The following is a 24,619-nucleotide window of genomic DNA, read 5'->3' on the forward strand; positions in this document are numbered from 1 at the left end:
GGAATGCTGCCGGGCACCGGCAGCATGGGGGCGGCGCCCCCTTCAGCCGATGCAATAATAATGCTCCGGGTCATTGTCATAGCGCACCGGCCGCATCCCCGCCGCGGTCTCGTAGTAATAGCAGCCGTCATTGCCGTGGCGTAAGGCCGATGCCGGAACGCCCGACGGCAGCAAGGCCACCGCATCCGGGGCCGCGATGGCCGAGAATCGGTCGGCCTGGCCGGTGGCCCTGCCGCCGGTCGGATCGGGGAGCCCCGCATCGGTGCAGGCGGCGAGGCAAAGCCCGGCGAGAAGCGCCGCCCGCCTCACGCCACCACCTCCGCCGTCTCCAGCACCGCGTGCAGCAGCACATCGGTGCCCGCCGCCGCCCATTCGGGGGTGATCGCCTCGGCCTCGTTATGCGACAACCCGCCTTCGCAGGGGCAGAAGATCATCGTCGTCGGCGCGACGCGGGCGATCCAGCAGGCGTCGTGCCCGGCACCCGAGACCACATCCAGATGGCTGTAGCCAAGCCGCTCCGCCGCCGTGCGCACCCGCCCGACCAGTTCCGGCGTAAAGGTCACCGGATCGAAATGCCCGACCGGCTCCACCGCGCAGCCCACACCGAGCGCCTCGCAGATCGCGGCGGCTTCCGCCTCGATCCGCGCCCGCATCCGGTCAAGCTTCGCCTGATCGACCGAGCGGATATCCACGGTGAACACCACCTGCCCCGGCAGCACGTTGCGGCTGTTGGGCGAGAACGTCACCTGGCCCACGCCGCCGACCGCATCGGGCTGGTTCTCCATCGCCACGGTCTGGACCATCTCGAAGATCCGCGCCATGGCGAGGCCCGCGTTCCTGCGCATCGCCATCGGGGTCGAGCCGGTATGGGCATCGCGCCCGGTCAGGGTGAATTCCAGCCACCACAGCCCCTGGCCATGGGTTACGACGCCGATGTCGCGCCCCGCGGCCTCCAGGATCGGACCCTGTTCGATATGCAGCTCGAAATAGGCGTGGATCTTCCGCGCGCCGGTCTCTTCCCCGCCGATCCAGCCGATGCGCCCGAGTTCCTCGCCGAAGCTCTTCCCCTGGGCGTCGCGGCGCGCATAAGCGAAATCCTCGTCGATCACGCCGGCAAAGACGCCCGAGGCCAGCATCGCCGGCGCGAAACGCGCGCCTTCCTCGTTGGTCCAGTTCACCACCACGATGGGCCGGCGGGTGCGGATGCCCAGATCGTTCATCGTGCGCACCGCCTCCAGCCCGCCCAGAACGCCCAGCACCCCGTCATAGCGCCCGCCGGTGGGCTGGGTGTCGAGATGGCTGCCGATATAGACCGGCAGGGCGTCGGGATCGGTTCCCGGGCGGGTGAAGAACATGTTCCCCATCCGGTCCACGCCCATCTCCATCCCCGCCGCCACGGCCCAGGAGCGGAACAGATGCCGCCCCTCGTTGTCGGCATCGGTCAGGGTCTGGCGGTTGTTGCCGCCCGCGACCCCGGGGCCGATCCGCGCCATATCGGCCAGGCTGGCCCAGAGGCGTTCGGAACTGATGCGGAGATTTTCCCCGGGTGCAGGCATGAAGGCACTCCCTGTCGTCCGGCGCTGGCCGCGCGGGACGAATCCGCGAACCCCTGTCCGGTCGGGCGAAGGCGACCACAGCCGGGGGAAAGGGTCAACAGATTTCCCCCCCTTGTTAACCATGGCCGGATTTGACCCGGACCGCGCCGGATGTGTAAGAAAAACCATGGATCAGAACAGCCCGCGCCCGGTGCGCCAGAGCCGCATCCAGCAAAAGAACCGCCAGGCGATCCTCGGCGCGGCGCTGGAACTCTTTTCCGCCCGGGGCTTCCGCGGCGCCACGCTCGAACAGATCGCCGCCGCCGCGGGGCTGTCGAAGCCCAATCTGCTTTATTATTTCGCCTCGAAGGAAGAGATCTACCGCCAGTTGCTGACCGGGCTGCTGAAGAACTGGCTCGATCCGTTGCGCGCCCTGCGCGCCGGGGGCGAGCCGCTGGACGAGATCCTCGGCTATATGCGGCGCAAGCTGGATCTTTCGCGCGACTATCCGCGCGAAAGCCGGCTCTTCGCCAATGAGATCCTGCAAGGCGCCCCGCATCTGCATGCCGCGATCGCCGGAGAATTGCGCGATCTGGTGATGGAAAAGGCCGAGGCGCTGCGGGCCTGGATGGATCAGGGCCGCATCGCGCGCAGCGATCCGGTGCATCTGATCTTTTCGGTCTGGACGCTGACCCAGCATTACGCCGATTTCGACATGCAGGTGCGCGTCATCCTCGGCCCCGGCCGCGACCCCTATGCCGAGGCCGGGGAATTCCTCGACACCCTGTTCCGCCGCCTGCTGGCGACGGGCGGAATTGAAACGAATGCAAAGCATTAACCGCTGTGGCAAAGGCGGTTAACGGATTATGCTGAGCCTGGGGTAAATTTTTCTGGAGTGACTGAGATGGGATTGGTCTCAGCCGTCCGGCCGGTCGCGCCGGTGACGGGGCATGTGGCGCAGGGCGGAGCGGGCTCCGCCGGACCGGGGTCGGCCTCGCAGAACGGCAGCCGGACCGCCCCGGCGGCGGCGGCGGAAACCGCGCAGCCGGTGGCGCAGGTTTCCGGCGCGGCGCGCGCGGCGCAGCCGCTGACCGAGGACGGGCCTTTGCGCGAATCCGCCCGCGCCAAAGTGGTGGCGGCGCAGCGCGCCTATATGATGACACTGCGCGCGGCGGGGGTGAATCCGCTGATCAATCCGGCCCCCTGAGGGGCCGCGGCAGAGGGGGCTTGCGCCCGGCCTGCTCTGGGCGCAGGCTGGCTGCGCAGCAGCAGAAGGCCCGCCCCCGATGTCGCTTGTCCTCTTTGGCCACCGTTTTTCCTCATACACCCAGAAGGTGCTGCTGGCGCTTTACGAAAATGCGCTGCCCTTCGACTTCCGCAGCATCGGCCCCGAGACGCCCGCGCATACCGCCGACTGGGCGCGCCGCTGGCCGATCCGCAAATTCCCGCTGCTGCTCGACGGCACGCGCGAGATCGCCGAGAGCAGCATCATCCTCGAATATCTGCACCTCAGCCGCCCGCTGGCGGTGCCGCTGCTGCCCGCGGCTCCGATGGAGGCGCTGGAGGTCCGCTTTCTCGACCGTTTCTTCGATCTGCATGTGATGGAGGCGGCGCAGCATGCGGTGGATGGCGCGCTGACCGGCGATCCGGTCCGCCGCGCCGAGGGGCTGGCGCGCAGCATCGACAAGCTGGACCGGGCCTGGCCCTGGCTGGAAACCCGGCTGGCAGGCCGGGAATGGGCGGCGGGCGCGGTTTTCTCGCTGGCCGATTGCGCGGCCTCGCCCGCGCTGTTCTATGCCGACTGGGTCCATCCGATCCCGGAAAGCTGTCCGGGCCTCAGGGCCTATCGCGCGCGGCTGCTGGCCCGCCCCGCTTTCGCCCGCGCGGTGAATGAGGCGCGCGACTTCCGCCCTTACTTTCCGCTGGGCGCCCCCGACCGGGACTGAGGGCGCACGGCCTCAGCCCGCCAGCCGCTCCCAGATCCAGCTGATCGCGATGCCGCCGACCTCGCCGAATTTCAGCACGACGAAGGCCCAGGCCAGGCAGCCCAGCACGTTCCAGAACGCGAAGCGGAACAGCGTCATGCCGCTCATCCCCGCCATCAGGAAGACCACCGGCCGCAGCACGGTGGTGAAATGGCCCGCGAACAGCGTCACCGGCCCCCACCGGGTAAAGGCGGCATCGGCCTTCGTCACCCAGTCGGGATGATCCTTCAGCGGCCGCATGGTCAGGATCGTGACGCCATAGCGCCGCCCCAGCCAGAACGAGAAGAACGAACCCGCCATCGCACCCAGAGACGCTCCGATCCACAGCGTGGTGAAATTCAGCACGCCATTCGCCGCAAAAGCCCCCACCGCCACCATGATCGCGGTCGAGGGGATCAGGATCGACAGGAAAGCCGTGGTCTCGGCGGCGGCGAAAACCGCCATCAGCCACGGCGCAAGCGCATGATGGCGCTCGATAAACGCGATGATCTGGTCGATCCAGTCCGACATGCACGCTCCGGGTTTCGCGCCCCGATGTGGACGAGAAGCAGGCCAAGGGCAAGGTGAAACCGGCCCCGCGCCCCGCCCCCGGCAGATCGCCGGCAACAAGCGGGATCATGGGCGCTTTTCTCCGGGAACGGGCTGCCTTATAAGCACTGGCAGTCAAAGCGGGCCTTGCGCCTGCCTTCCCGGGCCGCCACATCGCCACCCGGAAAGAGAAAGCGGCGAAACAAAGCCATCAGAGGACGGCATGAGCAAACATTCTTCCGACGCGGACGTCGATTTCATCTCGGCCCTCGCCGAACTGCTGAACAGGAACGATCTGACGGAAATCGCCGTGAAACGCGAATACGGCGAAGACGACAGCCTTGAGGTGCGCGTCGTCAAACAGTCGAACATCGTCACCACCACCGTCGCCGCCCCGGCCCCCGCCTGGGCGAGGGCCGCGCCCGCCGCGGCCCCGGCTGCCGCGCCTGCCCCGGCCGCCGCAGCCCCGGCGGAAGACCCGAGCCAGCATCCGGGCGCGGTGACCTCGCCGATGGTCGGCACCATCTATCTTTCGGCCGAACCCGGCGCCACGCCCTTCGTCTCGGTCGGCGCCCAGGTGTCCGAGGGCCAGACGCTGCTGATCGTCGAGGCAATGAAGACGATGAACCACATTCCGGCGCCGAAATCGGGCACGGTGAAACGCATCCTCGTCGACGACGGCACCCCGGTCGAATACGGTGCGCCGCTGATGATCATCGAATAAGGGCGGCGGGGCATGTTCGAGAAACTCCTGATCGCCAACCGGGGCGAGATCGCGCTGCGCGTGATCCGCGCCTGCCGGGAGATGGGGATCAAATCGGTCGCGGTGCATTCCACCGCTGATGCCGATGCGATGCACGTCCGTCTGGCCGATGAATCGGTCTGCATCGGGCCTGCGTCCTCGACCGACAGCTATCTGAACAAGGCCGCGATCATCTCGGCCTGCGAGATTTCCGGCGCCCAGGCCGTGCATCCGGGCTATGGCTTCCTGTCGGAGAACGCCGCCTTCGCCCAGGCGCTGGACGATCACGGCATCACCTTCATCGGCCCGAACGCCCAGCATATCCGCATCATGGGCGACAAGATCACCGCGAAAGAGACCGCGAAGGAGCTGGGGATCCCGGTGGTTCCCGGCTCGGACGGCGGCGTGCCGGATCTGGAGACCGCGCTGAAGGTCGGGACCACGATCGGCTATCCGGTCATCATCAAGGCCACCGCCGGCGGCGGCGGACGCGGCATGAAAGTGGCGCGCAATCCCGAAGAGATGGAGATTTCGTTCCGCACCGCGCGTTCCGAGGCAAAGGCCGCCTTCGGCAACGACGAAGTCTATATCGAGAAATACCTGCAAAAGCCGCGCCATATCGAGATCCAGGTCTTCGGCGACGGTAAGGGCAATGCCGTCCATCTGGGCGAGCGCGACTGCTCGCTGCAACGGCGCCACCAGAAGGTGTTCGAGGAAGCCCCCGGCCCGGTCATCACTCCGCAGCTGCGCGCCGAGATCGGCGATGTCTGCGCGAAGGCGGTGGCGAAGATCAACTACATCGGCGCCGGCACCATCGAATTCCTCTATGAGGACGGCAAGTTCTACTTCATCGAGATGAACACCCGGCTTCAGGTCGAGCATCCGGTGACGGAATTCATCTATGGCGTCGACCTCGTGCGTGAACAGATCCGCGTCGCCGCCGGCCTGCCGATGTCGTTCCGCCAGGACGAGCTGGAGGTCAGCGGCCATGCGATCGAGGTTCGGATCAACGCCGAGAAACTGCCGAATTTCACCCCCTCGCCGGGCCGGGTGAAGACCTTCCACGCGCCCGGGGGCCTTGGCGTGCGGATGGATTCGGCGCTTTACGGCGGCTATTCGATCCCGCCCTATTACGACAGCCTGATCGGCAAGCTGATCGTCCATGGCCGCGACCGCCCCGAGGCGCTGTCGCGCCTGCGCCGGGCGCTGTCCGAGCTGGTGGTCGACGGGATCGAGACCACGATCCCCCTGTTCACCGCGCTGCTGAACGAGCCCGACATCCAGACCGGGGATTACAACATCCACTGGCTGGAAAAATGGCTTGAAGCGCAATTCTCGCGCGACGGGCGCTGAAAGCGCAACAGCCGATGACGAAGGTGACACCGGAACTCCTGCTGCATGGCTATGCGGCGGGAGTCTTTCCGATGGCAGGCTCGCGCGACGACCCGGATATCCACTGGGTCGATCCGCGCCGGCGCGGCGTGCTGCCGCTGGATGGCTTCCATATCTCGCGCAGCCTTGCCCGCCGCATCCGCCGGGCCGACTGGCAGATCACCACCGACCGCGCCTTCCGCGCCGTGGTCGAAGCCTGTTCCGACCGGCCCGAGACCTGGATCAACCCGGAAATCCTCGATCTGTATCTTGGGCTGGCCGGGATGGGCTTCGCCCACAGCCTGGAGGTATGGGAGGGCGAGGACCTGGTCGGCGGCGTTTATGGCGTGACGCTCGGCGCGGCCTTCTTCGGCGAAAGCATGTTCTCACGCCGCCGGGATGCGTCGAAACTGGCGCTGGCTTACCTGACGCACCGCTTGCGGGCGGGCGGCTTCCGGCTGTTCGACACCCAGTTCCTGACCGCGCATCTGGCCAGCCTCGGCGCGGTCGAGATTTCGCGGGCCGAATATCACCGCCGGTTGCGCCGCGCGCTGGACTCCGAGGCCGCGTTCGATCCGCCGGGTTATTCGGCCGATCCGTCCCCGGTTTCTTCCTCCGGCGACTCCTCGGTCTCCGGCGGCGTATAGCCCGGCACCACGCAGCGCAGCACCCAGACATCATAACGCGGATGATCCATCGCCGAGAGCGCGGGGCTTGAGGCGATCATCCAGCCCGAGAACACCGGCCCTTCGCGGCTGGAATCGAGGATGGTCAGATGCGCCTCGGCCTCGGCCGCCGGGTTGTCCTCGATATAGCGGCAGGCGTCGAGCTGGATGGTCAGCCGCCCGTTGGTGGCCGACTGGCCGCGCGCCAGTTCGATATCGCCGGTGCGCCCGGTCAGCGTGTCGAGCCAGCGGATCACGCCGCCCTGGGCGTCGACGAAGCCCTGACCGAAGGCCGGTGCCGCAAGCCCGAGGCCGAGGACCAGGGCAATTCCCCTCATCCGCCGCTCTCCCCGGACGGGGAGCCGCCCTCGCCGCCGACGAATTTCATCAGGAGCGAAATCAGGCTGACCGAGCCCTGCGTGTCCTCGATCTCTTCGCCGGGGGCCAGGGTTTCCAGCGCGCCGCCGGGCAGGATCTCGACGTAATTGCCGCCCAGAAGCCCGTCCTGCGAGATCAGGATCGCGGAATCGGCCGGCAAGAGGATGCCGTCCTGCATGGCGATGGTCGCATCGGCGAAGAACGTGTCGGGGTTCAGCTTCAGGCTGGTGATGGTGCCGACCTTCAGTCCGGCCAGCCGCACATCGGAGCCCGCCCGGATCCCGTCCACCGCGCGGAACGAGGCGGTCAGCGGATAGGTCTTGCCGCCGCCCGGGCCGATCCCGGCGCCGCTGGCGGCATAGAAGGCGAAACCCGCCGCCAGCGCCAGCACCACGGCCCCGGTCGCGATCTCTGCAACCGACCGGCTCATTCCGGCTGCCAGGCCTCATAGTCCTGGCGCGCGACCGGCGCACCGCGGCGGATCGAGCCGGGCGGCGCATAGGCCAGATCGCTGCCGGTGAGGTTCTCGCTATGCGGCTTTTCCCAGGGCTTGTGGGGCAGCGGCGCCTCGGTCGGCGGCTGCTCGTAGGTGTGGTGCAGCCAGCCGTGCCAGTCGGGCGGCACGCGGCTGGCTTCCATCTCGCCGTTGAAGATCACCCAGCGTTTCTTGCCGTCATGCGAGCGGTAATAGATATTGCCCTCTTCATCCTCGCCGACTTTCACGCCCTTGCGCCAGGTGAAGAACCGGGTGTTCAGCGTCTCGCTGTTCCACCAGGTCAGAAAGCTGAGCAGGAACTTCTTCATCGGCCGAGTCCTCCGGGCATCTCACGGCCCGGGTATGGCGCAACTGAGGCCGAAGGTCCAGCACGAAGCCGGGCCGGGGCGCGGCGCGGACGGGGTTTCGCCTGAAATGCGCGCGGGCGGCGGCAGCGCTCAGCCTGCGGCTTCGGCCGGACCGCCGGGCGCCGCGATACAGGCGAGGAAATCCGCGAACCTCTCGCGCGAGGCAGGCCAGTCGAAGCTCCAGCCCTCGTCCGGGGTGCGCCAGTCCTTGCCGTAATTCGACACCAGCACCGCCTCGGCATCCCTCGGCAGCGCGAGGCCGGTCATCGGATCGGATTTCAGCGGCAGAAGCTGGGCTTTCGTCAGATTTCCGGCGGTGTGGGGATAGATCCAGAGCCTGTCGTCGGCGCCGCACCAGGCCGGGAACAGATCCACGCCGAAACCGCCGATCTTGTGCAGCTTGAGCGTGACCTGGCTCCAGCTGCTGCGCTGCACCGCCACGCCGTCGGCGATCATCCGGTCGGTAAGCGCGATCCATTCCCTGGCCGCACCGGCCGCGTCCCCGGCCTGCAACAGGATCCCGAGGTCGATGTCGTTGTCATGGGCAAGCAGAGTGCCCTCGCGCACAAGCCCCAGAAGCGTGCCGGAATTGGCGAAGATCTCGCGCCCATACCCCGAGAGGCCCTCGGCGATGGTCCTGCACTGATCAAGGATCTCGCGGATGTTCTCTGCCCCGAACGAGGCCGAGAACTTGCCGCCGATCGGTCGCAGCAGCCCCATCTCTCCGAACAAAAGCGCCATGAAATCAGCGTATTACGCGGTCTTCTTCTTGCGCCGGCTGATCCGGTTGTATTTGGAGATATAGCCCTGGGTCTTGAAGGCCCGCTTTTTCGCAAGGCAATGCAGCAGGATCCAGGCGCGCAGCCAGTCGGGGTCGGATTTGTCCTCGTGCCGGGTCAGCAGGTCGAAAAGCCGTCATACGCCTTGCGACCGATCTCTCCCTGCCGGGCGGCCTCCAGGATCGCCGTCAGCGTGTCCGGCCCGACGCCTGCTCCGGATGTGGGCTCCGGGGCGGGCATTTCGCGGATCGCGGTCTTGAGCGATGTCGAGGACACATCCTTCGTGCGCGGCAGATAGACCACCTCGCACAGATCCTTCAGGTCATCAAACCTGCCCTCCCAGTCGTCCCCCATGGCGAAAACGTCGATCTTCTCGCGGATGATGTCCTCGCGCTTCTGGCCCCAGCCTTTTTCGGGCAGAACCTGGTCGACATAGCGACAGGCGCCGACCAGGGCCGCACGCTGCTCCCAGGACATGACGGCGGTCTTGCCCTTGACGGCGTTGAATTCGTCGGTCGAAACGCAGACCGTCAGATGATCGCCGAGTTCCGCCAGCCGTTCGAGAAGCCGGATATGGCCGATGTGAAAAAGATCGAATGTCCCGTAAGTTATAACTTTTCTCGTCATTTCCGTCCGCTGCTCCGGCCCTGCCGGACCCAGAGTTACAGCAATAAGACCCACAAGGACAGAGGCTGAGGCCGGGAAGATGACCGGGCGGCGGCGGGCATGAAAAAACCCGGGAGCGCGCGCGCATCCCGAGTTTTTTCTGAGACGATTCGCTCAATCAGCCGGCCGAGGCGGCCTCTTTCTTCTTGCGTTCGGCGTGAACCAGCAGCGGCACGGCCTTGCCGCCAACCACTTCCTCGTTCACCACCACCTCCTGGACGCCTTCCATCCCGGGCAGTTCGAACATCGTGTCGAGCAGGATGTCCTCCATGATCGAACGCAGGCCCCGGGCGCCGGTCTTGCGTTTGATCGCGCGTTTGGCGATGGCCGACAGCGCCTCGGGGGTGAAGTTCAGCTTGACGTTCTCGATCTCGAACAGGCGCTGGTATTGCTTGACCAGCGCGTTTTTCGGCTCGGTCAGGATGGTGACCAGCGCCGCCTCGTCGAGATCTTCCAGCGTCGCCACCACCGGCAGACGGCCGACGAATTCCGGGATCAGGCCGAATTTCAGCAGATCCTCGGGCTCCAGTTCCTTGAACAGCTCGCCCACTCCGCGCTCATCCGGGCCCTTGACCTCGGCGCCGAAGCCGATGCCCGAGCCCTTGCCGCGCTGCGCGATGATCTTGTCGAGCCCCGCGAAGGCACCGCCGCAGATGAACAGGATATTGGTGGTGTCGACCTGGAGGAATTCCTGCTGCGGATGCTTGCGCCCGCCCTGGGGCGGCACCGAGGCCACGGTGCCCTCCATGATCTTCAGGAGCGCCTGCTGCACGCCCTCACCCGACACGTCACGGGTGATCGAGGGATTGTCGGACTTGCGGGTGATCTTGTCGACCTCGTCGATATAGACGATGCCGCGCTGCGCCCGCTCGACGTTGTATTCGCTGGCCTGCAAGAGCTTGAGGATGATGTTCTCGACATCCTCGCCCACATAGCCCGCTTCGGTCAGCGTGGTCGCGTCAGCCATGGTGAACGGCACGTCGAGAATCCGCGCCAGCGTCTGCGCCAGCAGCGTCTTGCCGGTGCCGGTCGGGCCGATCAGCAGGATGTTCGACTTCGAGAGTTCGATATCCTGCTTCGACGAGTGATTCAGCCGCTTGTAATGGTTGTGCACCGCGACCGAGAGCACCCGCTTGGCATGCGACTGGCCCACGACGTAATCGTCGAGCACCTTGCAGATCTCGCGCGGGGTCGGCACGCCTTCGCCGGATTTCAGGCCCGAGGATTTGGTCTCCTCGCGGATGATGTCCATGCAAAGCTCGACGCATTCATCGCAGATGAACACGGTCGGCCCCGCGATCAGCTTGCGGACCTCATGCTGGCTTTTGCCGCAGAACGAGCAGTAAAGCGTGTTCTTGCTGTCGCCCGAGTTGGATGCCATGCGTAACCCTTTGCCGTCCGCCGCCAGATTTTTTCGCGGCCCCTTCCGCTGTGAAGTCTAGGCCAAGGCCCGGGCCACCACAACGCCAAATCGCCCCCGGCATAACCGGCGCCCGGAGCGCGCGAGAGATCACAGAACCGTCCCCCGGCCGCCGTGTCCGGCGACCGGGGAAACACCTTATTTCGAGGCGTCTTCCGCCTTGCCGCGATCCGAGACGATCTCGTCGATCAGCCCCCAGGCCCTGGCTTCCTCGGCGGTCATGAAATTGTCGCGCTCCAGGGCGGCTTCGACCGTCTCGTAATCGTTGCCGGTGTGGCGGACGTAGATCTCGTTCAGGCGCCGCTTCAGCCGTTCGGTGTTGCGGGCGTGAATCATGATGTCGGTCGCCTGGCCCTGGTAGCCGCCCGAGGGCTGGTGCACCATGATCGAGGAATTCGGCAGGCTGAACCGCATCCCCTTTTCGCCCGCGGTCAGCAGGAGGCTGCCCATCGAGGCGGCCTGGCCGATCACCAGCGTCGAGATCTTCGGGCGGATATACTGCATCGTGTCGTAGATCGACAGGCCCGAGGTCACAACGCCGCCGGGGCTGTTGATATACATCGAGATTTCCTTGGTCGGGTTCTCGGCTTCCAGAAACAGAAGCTGGGCGCAGATCAGGCTGGACATGCCGTCATGCACCGGGCCGGAAAGGAAGATGATCCGCTCCTTCAACAGGCGCGAGTAGATGTCGTAGGCGCGCTCCCCCCGGCTCGTCTGTTCGACGACCATCGGGACCAGCGTATTCATGTAGTGCTCTGCGGGATCGCGCATCGGGCCTGCCTCTTCACTTCATCTGAAAGCGTTATCGCCGTAAGGTTTCGAGAGTCTTAGTGATGCGGCACGGGGGCCGCAAGGGCGCGAGTGAGATCAGAGCGCATCAGCGTGCCAGACGCAGTTCCGCCATCAGCCCGCCAAGCCGCCTGCCCTGCCCCAGCCTCAGCCCGCCGCCATGGCTGGCGGCGATGTCCGCGGCGATGGACAGCCCGAGGCCGACGCCGCCGCCCTTGTTCGGATCACGCTCGCTCCCCAGCCGGGTGAAGGGCTGCACCGCACGCTCGCGCTGATCCTCGGGAATGCCGGGCCCGTCGTCCTCGACGGTGATGCGCAGTTCTTCGGGGTGGAAGGCCACGCCGATCTCGACCCGGCGGCCGTGGCGCAGCCCGTTCGCCACCAGGTTGTCGATCGCGCGGCGCAGCCCCTGGGGCCGCAGCCGCAGCCGGCGCGGCCAGCCGGTAACGGTCAGCGGCGCCACCTCGCCGCCGCCCCTGCGCGCGTCCTGGATCACCTCTTCCAGCAAAGAGATGACATCGGTCTCGTCCTCGCCCTCGGTCGCATCGCCGCGCACGAAGGCGAGGAATTCGTCCACCAGCCGCTCCATCTGGATCACATCGGCCTGAAGCGCCCGGGTATCCTCGTCCTCGGGCATCAGCGAAAGCGCCAGCCGCATCCGCGTCAGGGGCGTGCGCAGATCGTGGCTGACCCCCGAGAGCATCAGCATCCGCTGTTCGATCTGGCGCTCGATCCGGTCGCGCATCTCAAGAAAGGCCCGCCCCGCCGCCCGCACTTCCAGCGCGCCGCGCGGGCGGTACGCGATCCGCTCGCCGCGCCCGAAGGCCTCGGCGGCGCCCGCAAGCCGGGCGATGGGGCGCAGCTGGTTGCGCAGGAAGATATAGGCGATCACCGTCAAAAGAACCGAAGTGGCCAGCATCAGAACCAAAAGCTGGTGCGGATTGGTCGCCGACATCCGCCGCCGCGCGATATCGGCGCCGATCTCGCCGAAACGGGTGGCGATCCGCAGCCGGACGATCCGGTCCCCCCCGGTGACATCCACGGCGGTGAGACCGGGGATCTCCTCATGCAGGGCACGGATGATCTCCTGCCCCGAGAAATCGAAGGTGGCGGCGAGATCGTCCGTCGGCACCTGCACATCCGGCGGCGCGGCGAGCTCGATCTGCAACGGGCGCGCCACCGCATCCGCCCGGGCGAAGGCCTCTGCGGCGCTCTCGCCCTTGTCGAATTCCGCCAGCACATAGAGCAGATCAATGGCGACGCCCCGCGTCATCTGCCCGGTCACGCCCTCGTAATGGCGCTGGATGAAAGCCATGGACACGACAAGCTGGATCGTGACGATGGGCACGATCAGGATCAGGGCAGCACGGCCGTAAAGCCCGCGCGGAAGCAGATGTTTCAGTCTGAACATGAAGGGAAGGCTAGCGGTGTCGGCGGATGAAGGAAAGCACGGGCTGGCCCGGGGGCGGAAGCCGGGATCCGGCGCGCGCCCGTTCCGGCGGGTCCGAGGCCACCACCGCGGGCTTACCCCGGGATCGCCGCAGCGGACCGCCACCGGCCGGCCAGCAGAAGCTGCCGACCGCGTGGCCCGGCATGGAACGGACGCGCGCGGCAGACATCTGCCTGGATTCCCGGCCGAATCTGCCGCGGCGGGGAGTGGCAGGGGCGATCATCCCCGGTCCGTGCCGGAGCAGCCGCTGGCGCATCGCCCTGGCCGGAAGAACACGCGACGGAGGACAGGATGAGCGAATACAGCGCGCCGCTGGTGCCGGAAGACCTGCCGCTGCGTCTCGTCCGTGCGGAGAATCCCTCGCCGATGACCGGCCCCGGCACCAACACCTTCCTGCTCGGCCAGGGCGAGGTGATGGTGATCGACCCCGGCCCCGCCCTGCCCGGCCATCTTGCCGCGATTCTGGCGGCGCTGGATCCCGGTGAGCGGATCGCGGCGATTCTGGTGACGCATCCGCATCTCGACCATTCCGCGCTCGCCCCCGCGCTGGCCGGGGCAAGCGGCGCCAGGATTTACGGCTTCGGCCCCGCCGGATCGGGGCGCAGCCCATTGATGCGGCACCTGGCCAAAGCCGGGCTGGGCGGCGGCGAGGGCGTGGATCATGGCTTCGCCCCGGACCTGCGGCTCGCGGGCGGCGAGGCGCTGGACCTCGCCGGCGAACGGATCGAGGTGGTCCACACCCCCGGCCACATGGCCGAGCACCTGGCGTTCGGCTGGAATGGCATCCTGTTCTGCGGCGACCATGTGATGGCCTGGTCGACCAGCCTCGTCTCGCCGCCCGATGGCGACATGGGCGCCTATCTCGCCTCGCTGCACGCTTTGCGCGAGGCCCGCTGGCGCCGCTGGCTGCCCGCCCATGGCGATCCGGTCGGGGATCCCGCCGCGCGGCTTACCGAGCTGATCGCGCACCGCGCCGCGCGCGAGGCCCGGATCCTCGAAGAACTCGCCCGCGCGCCCGGCACGGTCGAGACGCTCACGCCGCGAATCTACCACGACACGCCGCCCGCGCTCTGGCCCGCCGCCGGCCGTAACCTGCTGGCGCATCTCGCGGATCTGATCACGCGCGGGATCGTCACTGGCACCGGCTGGCCCGGCCCCGAAGCGGTATTCCGGCGAATCTGACCCGCCGCGGCAAAGTGCGAAACAGTTTTGCGAAACGAGCCGTTTTGCCCCTTGCCGCCCCCACAGGCGCTTGCTATATGCCGCCCCGTGTTCCGGCGTAGCTCAGCGGTAGAGCAGTTGACTGTTAATCAATTGGTCGTAGGTTCGATCCCTACCGCCGGAGCCAAATGAAGAAGGGGTCAGCTGAAAAGCTGACCCCTTCTTCATTTGGCTAGTACTCACAAAATACTCACGGGGAACGGGCGTACTTACAGAGTCGCTTCGGCACGGTGCGGCGGATTGACTCGCACCCCGGCCACCTTCTGACAGCATGGCCGTAAAGCTCAGTCTTCTAGAGCGTACTCATTTGGGTTCACTGCCTCCAGAATAGGTGCCGCCCAAGCTTTGGTTGATGATCGTTTATGCCTCAGAAATACTTCTACACAAATCCAGTCAGTAGAAGGTTCGTATGATGCACTCGGCTTCATGTGGTGATGAGTCTCTTCTCTGGGCTTCAGCACCTTTGCCACCCTGATCACGTTGTTCGGCTTGCCGTTGGGGTTGGGAATCGTCTCCATAGCCGGGTTCCACCATGAGCGGTGGTTGAAGCGCGATACGTGATATGGAGTGCTTCCTCTGTCTTTATGAAAAGAGACAGCGACCTCTCGCACGACAAACGGCTCTGCACCGGCGTTGGATATGATGATTTCAATCGTCCTATAATCGAGCGCCGCAACCTCTTTGGGATTTAGTACCCCCACCCAAGCTTTGGGTCCGGTTGTGAGCCACTTGTACAGCACAGCGGCAGCGCCTGCCAAAGCTGTAACTGTCGATAGTGCGGCTGCATAAGTCGCCACAGGGTCAATCAAAAATGCTTCCCACGTCACCTAAGGCTCCGCTCGTGTAATACGCGAACTTATACTACCAATAACAATGTACGGTTCCAGCCATGATGCGGAAACCGGCCTTTTTCACCCCTCAGGATTGAGGAACCGCGTCACCCGGCGCAGCACTTCCATATCCTCGGGGTCGGCAAGGTCGGCCCACCCAGTATGGGTGGCAGCTTCTTCGGGCTGGCTTCCATCTGCACCAACTTGGGCAGCGGCCAAGCCAGCCTGTTCAAAGCGAATCTTTCCGATTCCGTGAAGCCATGCGCGGCCAGCGTGGCCTTGCCGGATCGGGCGAGGCGTTGCAGTTCGGGCACCGCGAAGGCGGCGAGTTCCGCCCGCGTGTAGGACGTGGGGTCACCCTGGACGACGCGCGCCACAAGATCGCCCTCTGGCGCTACGACTGCAACGCTGTCGGGCCGCACTCCTCACCCGGCAACCTGAGGCCGCTCGAAGCGCGCCGGACGCTTGCGCCACCCGAGGGCTCCGCGCCCGGCGCGCTTGCACGGAAACCATCTGCCGACTACCAATCCCAAACCGGCAGACTCCCGTTATGAACGTGGGACGACCGACGGGAAGGTCAACCATGCTGCGAAGACGAAGTCTGGCTCGGCTCACGATGGACTCTGCCGGGTGGGATGTAGATAGAACCGCGAGTCATTATGATGCAGCTCTTGCGAGGACATTCGCTCTGTTCTGCAAACTGAAGCGGCGAGCGTCACCGGAGACAGATGGCGATATTTTCGGGTCTCTCCGCCAAAAATCAACGACTTCAAGAGGGATAGCTTTTGACGGTGGGAGCGGAGGCATATGATCCCTCAAAATATTTATATTTTTTCAATAAGTTATATTACAGGGCAGACAGTCGGCCGGGAACAGGGCGAACCGGAGAGCGGCGAACGGGTGCCCGCCCGCTCAACCTCCGATGTGCGCACGACGCGGGTCACGGGTCACCCTTTCGTGACGCCGCGTCAGTGATTGACGCAAATTGCAACGCTGCCTAGCCTTTTCTCAGGGGAACCCTTTAAGGGATGAGGAAAATGCAGCGAGTTCTTATGACCTCCGCCGCCATTGCCGCGCTGACGGCAGGCGTGGCGCAGGCGGGCGGGATCGACCGCTCGGGCCAGCCGATCGGCGTCTTGTTCGAAGAGGGCAATTATTTCGAACTGGGCTTCGGCCAGATCCGCCCGGATGTCGGCGGCACCTATTTCTCCACCGGCCAGCCGACCGGCAATGTCCTGGGGAATTACAGCCTGCCCTCGCTTGCGCTGAAATATCAGTTCAACGAGCAGCTCTCGGGCATGATCTCTTACGATCACGCCTATGGCGCCGATGTGGCCTATGGTGGCTCATTCGCGGCGTTCCAGCCGCTGGCCGGCACCACGGCCGAAGTGAAATCCGACAATTTCACCGCGCTCCTGCGCTATAAGTTCAACGAGAACTGGTCGGTCCATGGCGGGATCCGCGCCTCGAAAGCGGGGGGCGATGTCACGATCTGGAACATGGGTCTGACCACGGCGGTGCCGATCTACAACGCCCATCTGGAATCGGCCTGGGGCGCGGGCTATGTGCTCGGCGGTGCCTATGAGCGGCCCGATATCGCGCTGCGCGCCGCCGTGACCTATTTCTCGGATGTCGACCATTCGATGCCGACGACCGAAAGCGGCCCGGTCACCGGCATGGTTCCGCCCGGCAACCTGAACCAGGACACCGAGGTCACCACGCCCCAGGCGGTCAACATCGACCTGCAAACCGGGATAGCGAAGGATACGCTGGCCTTCTTCCAGTTCCGCTGGGCCGACTGGTCCGAGTTCCGCATCGCCCCCGGCGGCGCGGCGCCCTGGCTGCCGCAGGGGCTCGTCGATTTCGAGGACAGCTATACCTACACCCTCGGCGTCGGCCGCCGGTTCAACGAGAACTGGTCGGGCTCGGTTTTCATCACCTATGAGGATGCGGGCGACGACCGCACCACCGCGCTCTCGCCCTATTCGGGCTATCGCGGCATCGGGCTCGGCGTGGTCTACACCCAGGACAATATCAAGGTCACCGCCGGGGTGCGCTATATGGATCTGGGCAATGCCATCGCCTCCAGCGCGGGCACCCCGGTCGGGCTGTTCGAGGACAACCACGCCGTCGCCGCGCAGATCAAGGTCGGCTACCGCTTCTGAGCCCCCGGGCTTTGCGCATGAACCCGCCCCTTCGGGGGCGGGTTTTCCATTGCAACGCCGCCGGTCGCGGGCTACCTCCGGAAGGATTTCCGCATGAGGCGCGCATGATCTATTCTACCAGTGAGACCTGGGCGAAGGCCGAAAACAAGCAGGTGCTGCTGTTCGGCATGTCGGGCCTTGGCAAGACCTATCTGTCGAACATGCTGCGCGACGCCCCCGCCGACCAGGGCGGCTGGTTCCATTACTCGGTCGATTACCGGATCGGCACCCGCTACATGGGCGAGTTCATCGCCGACAACTTCAAGCGCGAGGCGATGAAGATCCCGCTTCTGCGGGAACTGCTGATGTCGGATTCGGTCTATATCGCCTCGAACATCACCTTCAACAACCTGGCGCCGCTGTCGACCTATCTCGGCAAGCCCGGCGATCCGGCGAAGGGCGGCCTGCCCTTCGCGGAATACATGAAGCGCCAGGAACAACACCGCCAGGCCGAGATCGCCGCCACGCTCGACACCCGCTGGTTCATCGAACGGGCGCAGGAGCTTTACGGCTATCGCAATTTCATCTGCGACACCTCGGGTTCGATCTGCGAGGTGGTCGATCCCTGGAACCCGGCCGATCCGGTGATGAAGCAACTCTCGGAAACGCTGCTGCTGGTCTGGATCAAGGGATCAGAGGCGCATACCGAGGAACTGATCCGCCGTTTCGATCGCGCGCCGAAGCCGATGTATTATCAGCCCGATTTTCTTCATATGATGTGGGAAGAATACCGCGCAACGCATTCGGTTTCTGAAGAAAATTGTGACCCTGACCATTTCGTCCGCTGGACCTATGCCCGGGCGCTGGCGCATCGCCAGCCGCGTTATGCGGCCATGGCGGAATGGGGCGTGACCGTCACCGCCGAAGAAGTGGCCGGTGTCGCCTCGCCCGCGGATTTCTCCGCGCTGATCGCCCGCGCCATTGATCGCAAGAAACTGACCGCTTAGGTCAGGCACTCTCACCCATCCCGGCCCTCAGGAACCAAGCCAATGCCCATCACCCTGCCCGAAAACCTTCCCGCCTATGACGTTCTGCGGAACGAGGGCGTGATGGTCATGTCGCCCGAACGGGCGGCACGGCAGGACATCCGGCCTTTGAAGATCGGCCTGCTGAACCTGATGCCGAAGAAGATCCAGACCGAGACCCAGTTCGCGCGGCTGATCGGGGCGACGCCATTGCAGATCGACCTGCATCTGATCCGCATGACCGAGCATCAGACGAAGAACACCGCCACCGAACATATGGAAACCTTCTACCGCCCTTTCCAGGCGGTGAAGCAGGAGAAATTCGACGGTCTGATCATCACCGGCGCCCCGATCGAGCATCTGCCTTTCGACGAGGTGACCTACTGGAGCGAGCTGCGCGAGGTGTTCGACTGGACCCAGAGCCATGTCCATTCCACCTTCGGCGTCTGCTGGGGCGGGATGGCGATGATCAACCATTTCCACAATGTGCAGAAACATATCCTGCCGCAAAAGGCCTTCGGCTGCTTCCTGCATGAGAATGTCGCGCCAACCTCCTGTTATCTGCGCGGTTTCTCGGATGATTGCTTCATCCCCGTCTCGCGCTGGACCGAGATGCGCGCCGCCGAGATCCGCGCGGCGGGGCTGAAGATCCTGCTCGACAGCCCCGAGGTCGGCCCCTGCCTGGTCGAGGATGAGGGCCGCCGCGCGCTCTATATCTTCAACCATTTTGAATACGACAACGACACGCTGAAACAGGAATACGACCGCGACACCGCCAACGGCACCCCGATCAACGTGCCGCGCCATTACTACCCCGAGGACGATCCCTCGCGCCCGCCGCGCAACCGCTGGCGCAGCCATGCGCATCTGCTCTACGGCAACTGGATCAACGAGATCTATCAGAGCACCCCGTTCGACCCTGCAGAAATCGGCGGCTGAAAGCCGGTTGCGGCGGGGCCTTCCCGCCGCCACACTCGGGCGCAAACGGAGGATATGATGGATCTGCCATTCGACGGCGCGATCAGCCGCTATTTCCGCAAAGAGGCGCCCGAGGACATCCGCAAGGCGATTGAAAAGCATGATGGCGACGACATCCTGACCCGCTCCTACCCCTACCGCGAGGAAATGGGGAAGAAGGATTACGAGCGGATCATGGAGGGGTTGCAGCGCCAGCTTGTGCGCCTCCAGGCCGATATCAGGGCGACCGGCAAGCGCATCGTGGTGGTGTTCGAGGGCCGCGACGCCGCCGGAAAGGGCGGCACCATCGACCGGGTGCGCGAAAACCTGAACCCGCGTGTCGCCAATGTGGTGGCGCTGCCCACCCCCTCGGACCGCGAGAAATCGCAATGGTATTTCCAGCGCTACATCGACTGGCTGCCCGCGGCGGGCGAAATGGTGCTGTTCGATCGCAGCTGGTATAACCGCGGCGTGGTGGAAAAGGTGTTCGGCTTCTGCACCGACGCCGAGCGCGCCACCTTCTTCCGCCAGGTCCCCGAATTCGAGAAGATGCTGGTCGATGAGGGCGTGGTCCTGATCAAGCTCTGGCTTGAGGTCGGCCGGGCCGAGCAGCTCAAACGCTTTCTTGAGCGCGAGAAGGATCCGCTGAAACAGTGGAAACTCTCGACCATCGACGTGCAGGGCCTGGCGAAATGGGACGAATATTCCGCCGCCATCGCCGAGACGCTGACGCTGAGCCACAATCTCGATGCGCCCTGGACGGTGATCCTGTCGGACGACAAGAAACGCGCCCGGATCGCGGCGATTCAGAAGATCCTGCTCAGCACCGAGTTCCGGGGCAAGGATCCGGCTCTGATCGGCGGAATCGACGCAGCGATCTGCGGCGGGCCCGAGAAGATGCCGCGGAACTGAGCGGAACAGGGGCGTGAAACGCGGCTATCATCACGGCAATCTTCGCCAGGCCCTGGTCGAGGCGACGCTTTCGCTGATCGCGGGCCGCGGGCCGCAGGGCTTTACGCTTTCCGAGGCCGCCAAGGCCGCCGAGGTCACTCCGGCCGCGGTCTACCGCCATTTCGCCGGCCGCGACGATCTGCTGGCCGAGGTCGCGCGCCAGGGCTTCGAGATCTTCGCGGCGCTGCTGGAATATGCCTGGGATGAGGGCCGCCCCGGCGCGCTGGCGGCGTTCGAGGCGACCGGACGGGCCTATCTGGCCTTCGCGCGCAAATATCCGGGCCATTACCAGGCAATGTTTGAAAGCGGGCTCCAGCCCGGCCGCCATCCCGATCTGGCCAATGTCGCCGGCAAGGCCCGCGCCATCATGGAACGCGCGGCCGAGGCGCTCATCGCCGCGCTGCCGCCCGCGCGCCGCCCGCCTGCCAGCATGGTTTCAGCCCATGTCTGGGCCACCAGCCACGGCGTGGTGGAACTCTTCCTGCGCGGAAACGGCGCCAGCCTGCCCTGGCCCCCCGAGGATCTCCTGGAAACCGCGATCGGCATCTATCTGCGCGGCCTCGGCATCCTGCCGCCCGACCGATAGGCCCCGGCAGAACCGGCGGACGGACCCGGATCGGACCCCTCGCCCCGGGTTTCCCTCCCGCCCCGGTACATCATCACAGGACTCAGGCCCGAAAGAGCCGCCCTTTCTGCCGCAAGCACCGCGTGAGCGGCCCCGGACAGACCTCAGGTATCGGGCTCCTTATAGACGCCCTGTTCCTTCAGCGCGTCCATCACCTCTTTCGGCATATAGGTCTCATCGTGCTTGGCCAGCAGCGTGGTGGCCTCGAACACGCCATCGACCAGGCGGCCGGTGGCGATGGTGCCGGTCCCCTCTTTGAACAGATCCGGGCGCGGGTTGTCGCCGATGTAGCGCACCGGCACTTCGGCGCCCCCGTCGGTGACGATGAAATCGAACCGCACCCCGCCGCGGCCGACGATGGAGCCCTCCTTGACGAGGCCGCCGAGGCGGAACACCTCGGTCTCGGGCGGGGCTTCTTCCAGCACCTGGGTCGGGCTGCGGAAGAAGTTGATCCCGTCCTTCAGCGCGAAGCCGACAAAGACCGAAGCGAGGATCAGCGCGACGAAGGCCAGCAGGACGACCTGGATGCGCCGCTGCTTCTTGAGACCCTTGAGCCCCCGGAACTGCGGTTTTGCTGTGCTCTGCATGGCTTACCCTTTTTCGTTCGCCGGGCGATCCTGGCAGATCCGCCGCCCGCCCGTCTTGACCGCGATCAAATCCCTCAGGGGAAGAGCGGCGCCAGCATCAGCCCCGTGGTCTCTTCGATCCCGAGGGTCAGATTCGCGTTCTGCAAAGCCTGGCCCGAAGACCCCTTGGTCAGATTGTCGAGCACCGCGATCACCACCGCCCGGCCCGGAATCCGGTCGCCGGTCACCCCGATATGACAATAATTGGAGCCCGCAACGTCGCGTGTCGAGGGGAGTGCGCCAAAAGGCAGCACCTGAAGGAAGGTTTCCTGCGCGTAAGCGGCCTCCAGCGCGCGATGCACCGCGGCCGGGTCGCCCTTGACATAGACGGTGGCAAGGATGCCGCGGTTCATCGGCAGCAGATGCGGGGTGAACTGCACCCGCACCTCGCGCCCGGCGAGTTTCGAGAATTCCTGGTCGAATTCGCCCAGATGCCGGTGCTTGCCGCCCGCGGAATAGGAATGGGTGCCGCCCGACAGCTCGGCATGGAGCAGATTCTCCTTCAGCGAGCGCCCGGCGCCGGAAACCCCGGCCTTGAGGTCGATCACGATGTCGTCGAGGTCGATCACGCCCGCGGCAATCAGCGGGCGCAAAGCATATTGCCCGGTCGCGGCATTGCAGCCGGTCCCGGCGATCAGCCTCCCCTTGCGGATCTCGTCGCGGTAGAATTCGGTCAGGCCATAGACCGCCTCCTTCTGCAATTCGACCGCAGCGTGGGGCTGGCCATACCATTTCTGGTATTCCGCCGGATCGCGCAGCCGGAAATCGGCGGAAAGATCAACGATCTTCAGATCGCGCGGCAGTTTCGCGATCACCTCCTGGCTGGTGGCATGGGGCAAAGCGCAGAAGCAGAGGTCGATCCGCGAGAAGTCGACCTCATCGATCTTCACCAGTTTCGGCAGATCGAGATGGCGCAGGAACGGGAAGACCGCCGCCATCTCCATCCCCGCCTTGCGGTCGGCCGAAAGCGCCGCGATCTCCATCTGCGGATGGGTGGCGATCAGCCGGACAAGCTCGGCCCCGGTATAGCCCGAGGCCCCGAGAATGGCGATGCGGAAGGTCATGACGCGGCATCCTGCGAAAAAGGGAAGTGGGGTCTTCCTGGCGCCAAAGCGCGGATTTTGCAAGCGCCACGCCCCGGCCCGCCGCTTTCGCCACCGCAAGCCGGAGGAGCCTCCGGCGGGGATATTCAGAGACAGAAAATGAACCGCTCCCGTCATTTTCTGTCTCTAAATATCCCGGGGGTGAGGGCGCATCGCGCCCGAGGGGGCTGGCCCCCTCTCTTCTTACCCCGCCGCCACCCAGATCACATCGCGGATCCGCGGCGCGCTGGTCGCAAGCATCACCAGCCGGTCGAAGCCGAGCGCGCAGCCGGCGGCGGCGGGCATCAGCGCCAGCGCCGCAAGGAAATCCTCGTCGATCGGATAGGTCTCGCCGTAGATCCGCGCCTTGATCTCCATTTCCTCCGCGAAACGGCGGCGCTGTTCTTCCGGGTCGGTCAGCTCGCCAAACCCATTCGCCAGCTCCACCCCGCAGGCATAGACCTCGAACCGCTCGGCAAGCCGCGGGTCGGAGGGGCAGCGCCGCGCCAGCGCCGCCTCGGCCGCCGGGTAAAGGTCGAGCACCGTCAGCCGCCCCTGCCCCAGATGCGGCTCGACCCGTTCCGACAGCACCCGGCTGAACAAATCCGACCAGCTTTCGCCCGGCATGTGCCGCAAGCCCACCCGGTCCATCTGCTCCGCCAGCGCCTGCGCCTCCGTCGCGCCCGAGGCGTCCATCGTCGCGAGAAGGTCGATCCCGGCGTGGCGCGCGAAAGCCTCACAGACGCTCACGCGCTCACAGGGCAGCGCCGGATCGCAAACACGGTCGCGGAACCGCAGCAGCCCGTCCGGGCAGGCCAGCCGCACCCAGGCGGCGATGTCCTCCATCAGCCGCTCATAGCTTTCGCCCGCGCGATACCATTCCAGCATGGTGAATTCCGGCTCGTGCAGCGCCCCGCGCTCGCGGTTGCGCCAGACATGCGAGAAGGCGTGGATCCGGGTTTCTCCCGCCGCCAGCAGCCGTTTCATCGCGAATTCCGGCGAAGTATGCAGATAAAGCTCGCGCCCCGCCCCGTCATTGCCGATCGCCGTGGTGCGGAAAGCGTGCAGATGCGCCTCGTTTCCGGGGCTGAGTTGCAGCGCGGCCGGATCGACCTCGGTGAAACCCTCACCCGCCAGCCAGGCCCGGATCGCCGCCTGGATGCGGTTGCGCTCCAGCAGAAGCGGGCGTCTGTCGGCATGGCGCGACGGGTGCCACCATGGCGTCTCATGGAGGGTTTCATCGGTTTCGCGGGTCATATCGGCCATTCCTGCTGGAAATCCTGCAACGCTTGCGCTATCTGGCGGCGCAATCGCCGCCCGGAGCCAGAGGCCCCTTTCTCGCGGCGCATCCCTATACAAGGATCCTCGCCCGTGAAAGTCATCGCCTCTTCGCTGCGCAAAGGGAATGTCGTCGAAGTCGACGGCCGTCTCTATGCGGTTCTCTCCGCCACCAACTTCCACCCCGGCAAAGGCACGCCGACCACCTCGGTCGAGATGCGCCGGATCTCGGACGGCGTGAAGGTGTCCGAGCGCTGGAAGACCACCGACCAGGTGGAAAAGGCCAATGTGGACGAGCGCGCCTATGACTACCTCTATGAGGACGGCGAAGGCTATCACTTCATGGAGCCCGAGACCTACGAGCAGCTCGTCGTCACCGAAGGCGTGATGGGCGACAACAAGGTCTATCTCCAGGAAGGGATGCGCTGCTGGCTGAAGACCTATGAGGGCGCGACGATCGCCATCGAGATGCCGCAGAAGATCACCGTCGAGATCGCCGAGACCGAGCCGGTGGTGAAGGGCCAGACCGCCTCCTCCAGCTACAAGCCGGCGATGACCGATTCCGGGTTGCGGGTGATGGTGCCGGCGCATATCGGCCCGGGCACGCGGATCGTGATCAACACCGACGACAATTCCTATGTCGAGCGCGCCAAGGACTGATCCCGGCCCGATGTGACGCTTTTCGGGGGCGTGGCGCGGCCATGCCCCTTCTCCTTGCGAAGAACCCCG

At 65.4% G+C, this 24,619-nt stretch carries 29 protein-coding genes and 1 tRNA gene; 14 read left to right on the forward strand and 16 right to left on the reverse strand.

The features are described from left to right. Positions 1-42 precede the first annotated feature (42 nt). Together XINFAN_RS16555 and XINFAN_RS16560 are read right to left on the reverse strand one after the other, a co-directional pair. Entirely contained in the window at positions 43-309 is a 267-nt protein-coding gene (locus XINFAN_RS16555) for a hypothetical protein (RefSeq protein WP_124087974.1), read from the reverse strand. After that, on the reverse strand, positions 306-1,556 hold the full coding sequence (locus tag XINFAN_RS16560) for a Zn-dependent hydrolase (RefSeq protein WP_124087975.1): 1,251 nt from the start codon (positions 1,554-1,556) through the stop codon (positions 306-308). The genes XINFAN_RS16555 and XINFAN_RS16560 overlap by 4 nt, the downstream gene beginning before the upstream one ends. A gap of 166 nt (positions 1,557-1,722) precedes the next feature. Here XINFAN_RS16560 and XINFAN_RS16565 point away from each other — a divergent pair, with 166 nt between their 5' ends. From XINFAN_RS16565 to XINFAN_RS16575, 3 genes are all read left to right on the forward strand, one after another. Beyond that, positions 1,723-2,373 (forward strand): TetR family transcriptional regulator C-terminal domain-containing protein, encoded by a 651-nt coding sequence (locus XINFAN_RS16565; RefSeq protein ID WP_124087976.1) that lies wholly within the window; start codon positions 1,723-1,725, stop codon positions 2,371-2,373. Positions 2,374-2,439: 66 nt separating this feature from the next. Continuing rightward, on the forward strand, positions 2,440-2,742 hold the full coding sequence (locus XINFAN_RS16570; RefSeq protein ID WP_124087977.1) for a hypothetical protein: 303 nt from the start codon (positions 2,440-2,442) through the stop codon (positions 2,740-2,742). A gap of 79 nt (positions 2,743-2,821) precedes the next feature. Then, complete coding sequence (locus XINFAN_RS16575; protein ID WP_124087978.1) at positions 2,822-3,481, forward strand: glutathione S-transferase family protein; 660 nt, start codon at positions 2,822-2,824, stop codon at positions 3,479-3,481. A 12-nt stretch (positions 3,482-3,493) separates the two neighbouring features. Here XINFAN_RS16575 and XINFAN_RS16580 read toward each other — a convergent pair whose 3' ends face one another. After that, positions 3,494-4,030: a DedA family protein gene (locus tag XINFAN_RS16580; protein ID WP_124087979.1), complete on the reverse strand. Its 537-nt coding sequence runs from the start codon at positions 4,028-4,030 to the stop codon at positions 3,494-3,496. A gap of 241 nt (positions 4,031-4,271) precedes the next feature. Between XINFAN_RS16580 and accB the strand changes: the two genes are divergently transcribed. Genes accB through aat form a run of 3 tightly spaced genes read left to right on the forward strand, consistent with a single transcriptional unit; the run spans position 4,272 to position 6,808 of the window. Further along, on the forward strand, positions 4,272-4,772 hold the full coding sequence (gene accB / locus XINFAN_RS16585; RefSeq protein ID WP_124087980.1) for an acetyl-CoA carboxylase biotin carboxyl carrier protein: 501 nt from the start codon (positions 4,272-4,274) through the stop codon (positions 4,770-4,772). A gap of 12 nt (positions 4,773-4,784) precedes the next feature. After that, a complete protein-coding gene (gene accC / locus XINFAN_RS16590; protein ID WP_124087981.1) occupies positions 4,785-6,143 on the forward strand; it encodes an acetyl-CoA carboxylase biotin carboxylase subunit in 1,359 nt (452 codons plus the stop codon). Between the two features lie 14 nt (positions 6,144-6,157). Further along, positions 6,158-6,808, forward strand: a complete 651-nt coding sequence (aat, locus tag XINFAN_RS16595; protein ID WP_124087982.1) for a leucyl/phenylalanyl-tRNA--protein transferase — start codon at positions 6,158-6,160, stop codon at positions 6,806-6,808. Here the strand turns inward: aat and XINFAN_RS16600 are convergent. The 8 genes from XINFAN_RS16600 to XINFAN_RS16635 all read right to left on the reverse strand — a co-directional run bounded on the left by XINFAN_RS16600 (position 6,745) and on the right by XINFAN_RS16635 (position 13,112). Next, positions 6,745-7,164 carry a DUF2155 domain-containing protein gene (locus XINFAN_RS16600; protein WP_124087983.1) on the reverse strand — a complete coding sequence of 140 codons (420 nt, stop codon included), beginning with the start codon at positions 7,162-7,164 and terminating at the stop codon, positions 6,745-6,747. The two genes, aat and XINFAN_RS16600, sit on opposite strands and share 64 nt — an antisense overlap. Next, positions 7,161-7,634, reverse strand: a complete 474-nt coding sequence (gene mlaD, locus XINFAN_RS16605) for an outer membrane lipid asymmetry maintenance protein MlaD (RefSeq protein ID WP_124087984.1) — start codon at positions 7,632-7,634, stop codon at positions 7,161-7,163. Before mlaD ends, XINFAN_RS16600 begins: the two co-directional genes overlap by 4 nt. Beyond that, on the reverse strand, positions 7,631-8,008 hold the full coding sequence (locus tag XINFAN_RS16610; RefSeq protein ID WP_124087985.1) for an NADH:ubiquinone oxidoreductase subunit NDUFA12: 378 nt from the start codon (positions 8,006-8,008) through the stop codon (positions 7,631-7,633). The genes mlaD and XINFAN_RS16610 overlap by 4 nt, the downstream gene beginning before the upstream one ends. A 129-nt stretch (positions 8,009-8,137) precedes the next feature. Continuing rightward, positions 8,138-8,788: a LicD family protein gene (locus XINFAN_RS16615; protein WP_124087986.1), complete on the reverse strand. Its 651-nt coding sequence runs from the start codon at positions 8,786-8,788 to the stop codon at positions 8,138-8,140. Positions 8,789-8,943: 155 nt separating this feature from the next. After that, positions 8,944-9,453, reverse strand: coding sequence for an adenylyltransferase/cytidyltransferase family protein (locus tag XINFAN_RS16620; RefSeq protein ID WP_124087987.1), 510 nt, complete (start codon positions 9,451-9,453; stop codon positions 8,944-8,946). Positions 9,454-9,610: 157 nt separating this feature from the next. After that, the gene (gene clpX, locus XINFAN_RS16625; RefSeq protein ID WP_124087988.1) at positions 9,611-10,873 is read right to left on the reverse strand and encodes an ATP-dependent Clp protease ATP-binding subunit ClpX; all 1,263 of its coding nucleotides are present in this window, start codon (positions 10,871-10,873) and stop codon (positions 9,611-9,613) included. A gap of 177 nt (positions 10,874-11,050) precedes the next feature. Then, complete coding sequence (locus tag XINFAN_RS16630) at positions 11,051-11,683, reverse strand: ATP-dependent Clp protease proteolytic subunit (RefSeq protein ID WP_124087989.1); 633 nt, start codon at positions 11,681-11,683, stop codon at positions 11,051-11,053. A gap of 106 nt (positions 11,684-11,789) precedes the next feature. Next, positions 11,790-13,112: an ATP-binding protein gene (locus XINFAN_RS16635; RefSeq protein ID WP_124087990.1), complete on the reverse strand. Its 1,323-nt coding sequence runs from the start codon at positions 13,110-13,112 to the stop codon at positions 11,790-11,792. 330 nt (positions 13,113-13,442) lie between these two features. On the opposite strand from XINFAN_RS16635, the gene XINFAN_RS16640 reads away from it, so the two are divergent. Next, on the forward strand, positions 13,443-14,333 hold the full coding sequence (locus XINFAN_RS16640; RefSeq protein ID WP_233352268.1) for an MBL fold metallo-hydrolase: 891 nt from the start codon (positions 13,443-13,445) through the stop codon (positions 14,331-14,333). Between the two features lie 91 nt (positions 14,334-14,424). Further along, positions 14,425-14,499, forward strand: a tRNA-Asn gene (locus XINFAN_RS16645). A 157-nt stretch (positions 14,500-14,656) separates the two neighbouring features. Here XINFAN_RS16645 and XINFAN_RS16650 read toward each other — a convergent pair. Then, positions 14,657-15,199, reverse strand: coding sequence for a hypothetical protein (locus XINFAN_RS16650; protein ID WP_124087991.1), 543 nt, complete (start codon positions 15,197-15,199; stop codon positions 14,657-14,659). A gap of 110 nt (positions 15,200-15,309) precedes the next feature. Further along, entirely contained in the window at positions 15,310-15,579 is a 270-nt protein-coding gene (locus tag XINFAN_RS16655; protein ID WP_124087992.1) for a hypothetical protein, read from the reverse strand. Positions 15,580-16,239: 660 nt separating this feature from the next. Here XINFAN_RS16655 and XINFAN_RS16660 point away from each other — a divergent pair. The 5 genes from XINFAN_RS16660 to XINFAN_RS16680 all read left to right on the forward strand — a co-directional run bounded on the left by XINFAN_RS16660 (position 16,240) and on the right by XINFAN_RS16680 (position 20,865). Continuing rightward, entirely contained in the window at positions 16,240-17,367 is a 1,128-nt protein-coding gene (locus tag XINFAN_RS16660; RefSeq protein WP_160144646.1) for an OmpP1/FadL family transporter, read from the forward strand. A 104-nt stretch (positions 17,368-17,471) separates the two neighbouring features. Further along, positions 17,472-18,353, forward strand: coding sequence for an ATPase (locus XINFAN_RS16665; RefSeq protein ID WP_124087994.1), 882 nt, complete (start codon positions 17,472-17,474; stop codon positions 18,351-18,353). A 42-nt stretch (positions 18,354-18,395) separates the two neighbouring features. After that, on the forward strand, positions 18,396-19,310 hold the full coding sequence (gene metA / locus XINFAN_RS16670; RefSeq protein ID WP_124087995.1) for a homoserine O-acetyltransferase MetA: 915 nt from the start codon (positions 18,396-18,398) through the stop codon (positions 19,308-19,310). Positions 19,311-19,367: 57 nt separating this feature from the next. Continuing rightward, positions 19,368-20,240: a polyphosphate kinase 2 gene (ppk2, locus tag XINFAN_RS16675; RefSeq protein ID WP_124087996.1), complete on the forward strand. Its 873-nt coding sequence runs from the start codon at positions 19,368-19,370 to the stop codon at positions 20,238-20,240. Positions 20,241-20,253: 13 nt separating this feature from the next. Beyond that, positions 20,254-20,865, forward strand: a complete 612-nt coding sequence (locus XINFAN_RS16680; protein ID WP_124087997.1) for a TetR/AcrR family transcriptional regulator — start codon at positions 20,254-20,256, stop codon at positions 20,863-20,865. A gap of 143 nt (positions 20,866-21,008) precedes the next feature. Here the strand turns inward: XINFAN_RS16680 and ccmE are convergent, their stop codons facing one another. From ccmE to epmA, 3 genes are all read right to left on the reverse strand, one after another. Next, positions 21,009-21,491: a cytochrome c maturation protein CcmE gene (ccmE, locus tag XINFAN_RS16685; RefSeq protein WP_124087998.1), complete on the reverse strand. Its 483-nt coding sequence runs from the start codon at positions 21,489-21,491 to the stop codon at positions 21,009-21,011. 74 nt (positions 21,492-21,565) lie between these two features. Continuing rightward, positions 21,566-22,594 (reverse strand): N-acetyl-gamma-glutamyl-phosphate reductase, encoded by a 1,029-nt coding sequence (argC, locus tag XINFAN_RS16690; RefSeq protein ID WP_124087999.1) that lies wholly within the window; start codon positions 22,592-22,594, stop codon positions 21,566-21,568. Positions 22,595-22,816: 222 nt separating this feature from the next. Beyond that, positions 22,817-23,869 (reverse strand): EF-P lysine aminoacylase EpmA, encoded by a 1,053-nt coding sequence (gene epmA, locus XINFAN_RS16695; RefSeq protein ID WP_124088000.1) that lies wholly within the window; start codon positions 23,867-23,869, stop codon positions 22,817-22,819. Between the two features lie 114 nt (positions 23,870-23,983). Between epmA and efp the strand changes: the two genes are divergently transcribed. Beyond that, positions 23,984-24,550: an elongation factor P gene (gene efp / locus XINFAN_RS16700; protein WP_124088001.1), complete on the forward strand. Its 567-nt coding sequence runs from the start codon at positions 23,984-23,986 to the stop codon at positions 24,548-24,550. The last annotated feature ends 69 nt before the right edge of the window (positions 24,551-24,619 follow it).

Origin of the sequence: Pseudogemmobacter humi (genome assembly GCF_900609055.1) — a bacterium.
Classification (GTDB): domain Bacteria; phylum Pseudomonadota; class Alphaproteobacteria; order Rhodobacterales; family Rhodobacteraceae; genus Pseudogemmobacter; species Pseudogemmobacter humi.

Coding starts and splice junctions, on each gene's coding strand:
- XINFAN_RS16560 (WP_124087975.1), bottom strand. CDS start 1,556: ATGCCTGCACCCGGGGAAAATCTCCGCATCAGTTCCGAACGCCTCTGG.
- XINFAN_RS16565 (WP_124087976.1), top strand. CDS start 1,723: ATGGATCAGAACAGCCCGCGCCCGGTGCGCCAGAGCCGCATCCAGCAA.
- XINFAN_RS16570 (WP_124087977.1), top strand. CDS start 2,440: ATGGGATTGGTCTCAGCCGTCCGGCCGGTCGCGCCGGTGACGGGGCAT.
- XINFAN_RS16575 (WP_124087978.1), top strand. CDS start 2,822: ATGTCGCTTGTCCTCTTTGGCCACCGTTTTTCCTCATACACCCAGAAG.
- XINFAN_RS16580 (WP_124087979.1), bottom strand. CDS start 4,030: ATGTCGGACTGGATCGACCAGATCATCGCGTTTATCGAGCGCCATCAT.
- accB (WP_124087980.1), top strand. CDS start 4,272: ATGAGCAAACATTCTTCCGACGCGGACGTCGATTTCATCTCGGCCCTC.
- accC (WP_124087981.1), top strand. CDS start 4,785: ATGTTCGAGAAACTCCTGATCGCCAACCGGGGCGAGATCGCGCTGCGC.
- aat (WP_124087982.1), top strand. CDS start 6,158: ATGACGAAGGTGACACCGGAACTCCTGCTGCATGGCTATGCGGCGGGA.
- XINFAN_RS16600 (WP_124087983.1), bottom strand. CDS start 7,164: ATGAGGGGAATTGCCCTGGTCCTCGGCCTCGGGCTTGCGGCACCGGCC.
- mlaD (WP_124087984.1), bottom strand. CDS start 7,634: ATGAGCCGGTCGGTTGCAGAGATCGCGACCGGGGCCGTGGTGCTGGCG.
- XINFAN_RS16610 (WP_124087985.1), bottom strand. CDS start 8,008: ATGAAGAAGTTCCTGCTCAGCTTTCTGACCTGGTGGAACAGCGAGACG.
- XINFAN_RS16615 (WP_124087986.1), bottom strand. CDS start 8,788: ATGGCGCTTTTGTTCGGAGAGATGGGGCTGCTGCGACCGATCGGCGGC.
- XINFAN_RS16620 (WP_124087987.1), bottom strand. CDS start 9,453: ATGACGAGAAAAGTTATAACTTACGGGACATTCGATCTTTTTCACATC.
- clpX (WP_124087988.1), bottom strand. CDS start 10,873: ATGGCATCCAACTCGGGCGACAGCAAGAACACGCTTTACTGCTCGTTC.
- XINFAN_RS16630 (WP_124087989.1), bottom strand. CDS start 11,683: ATGCGCGATCCCGCAGAGCACTACATGAATACGCTGGTCCCGATGGTC.
- XINFAN_RS16635 (WP_124087990.1), bottom strand. CDS start 13,112: ATGTTCAGACTGAAACATCTGCTTCCGCGCGGGCTTTACGGCCGTGCT.
- XINFAN_RS16640 (WP_233352268.1), top strand. CDS start 13,443: ATGAGCGAATACAGCGCGCCGCTGGTGCCGGAAGACCTGCCGCTGCGT.
- XINFAN_RS16660 (WP_160144646.1), top strand. CDS start 16,240: ATGCAGCGAGTTCTTATGACCTCCGCCGCCATTGCCGCGCTGACGGCA.
- XINFAN_RS16665 (WP_124087994.1), top strand. CDS start 17,472: ATGATCTATTCTACCAGTGAGACCTGGGCGAAGGCCGAAAACAAGCAG.
- metA (WP_124087995.1), top strand. CDS start 18,396: ATGCCCATCACCCTGCCCGAAAACCTTCCCGCCTATGACGTTCTGCGG.
- ppk2 (WP_124087996.1), top strand. CDS start 19,368: ATGGATCTGCCATTCGACGGCGCGATCAGCCGCTATTTCCGCAAAGAG.
- ccmE (WP_124087998.1), bottom strand. CDS start 21,491: ATGCAGAGCACAGCAAAACCGCAGTTCCGGGGGCTCAAGGGTCTCAAG.
- argC (WP_124087999.1), bottom strand. CDS start 22,594: ATGACCTTCCGCATCGCCATTCTCGGGGCCTCGGGCTATACCGGGGCC.
- epmA (WP_124088000.1), bottom strand. CDS start 23,869: ATGACCCGCGAAACCGATGAAACCCTCCATGAGACGCCATGGTGGCAC.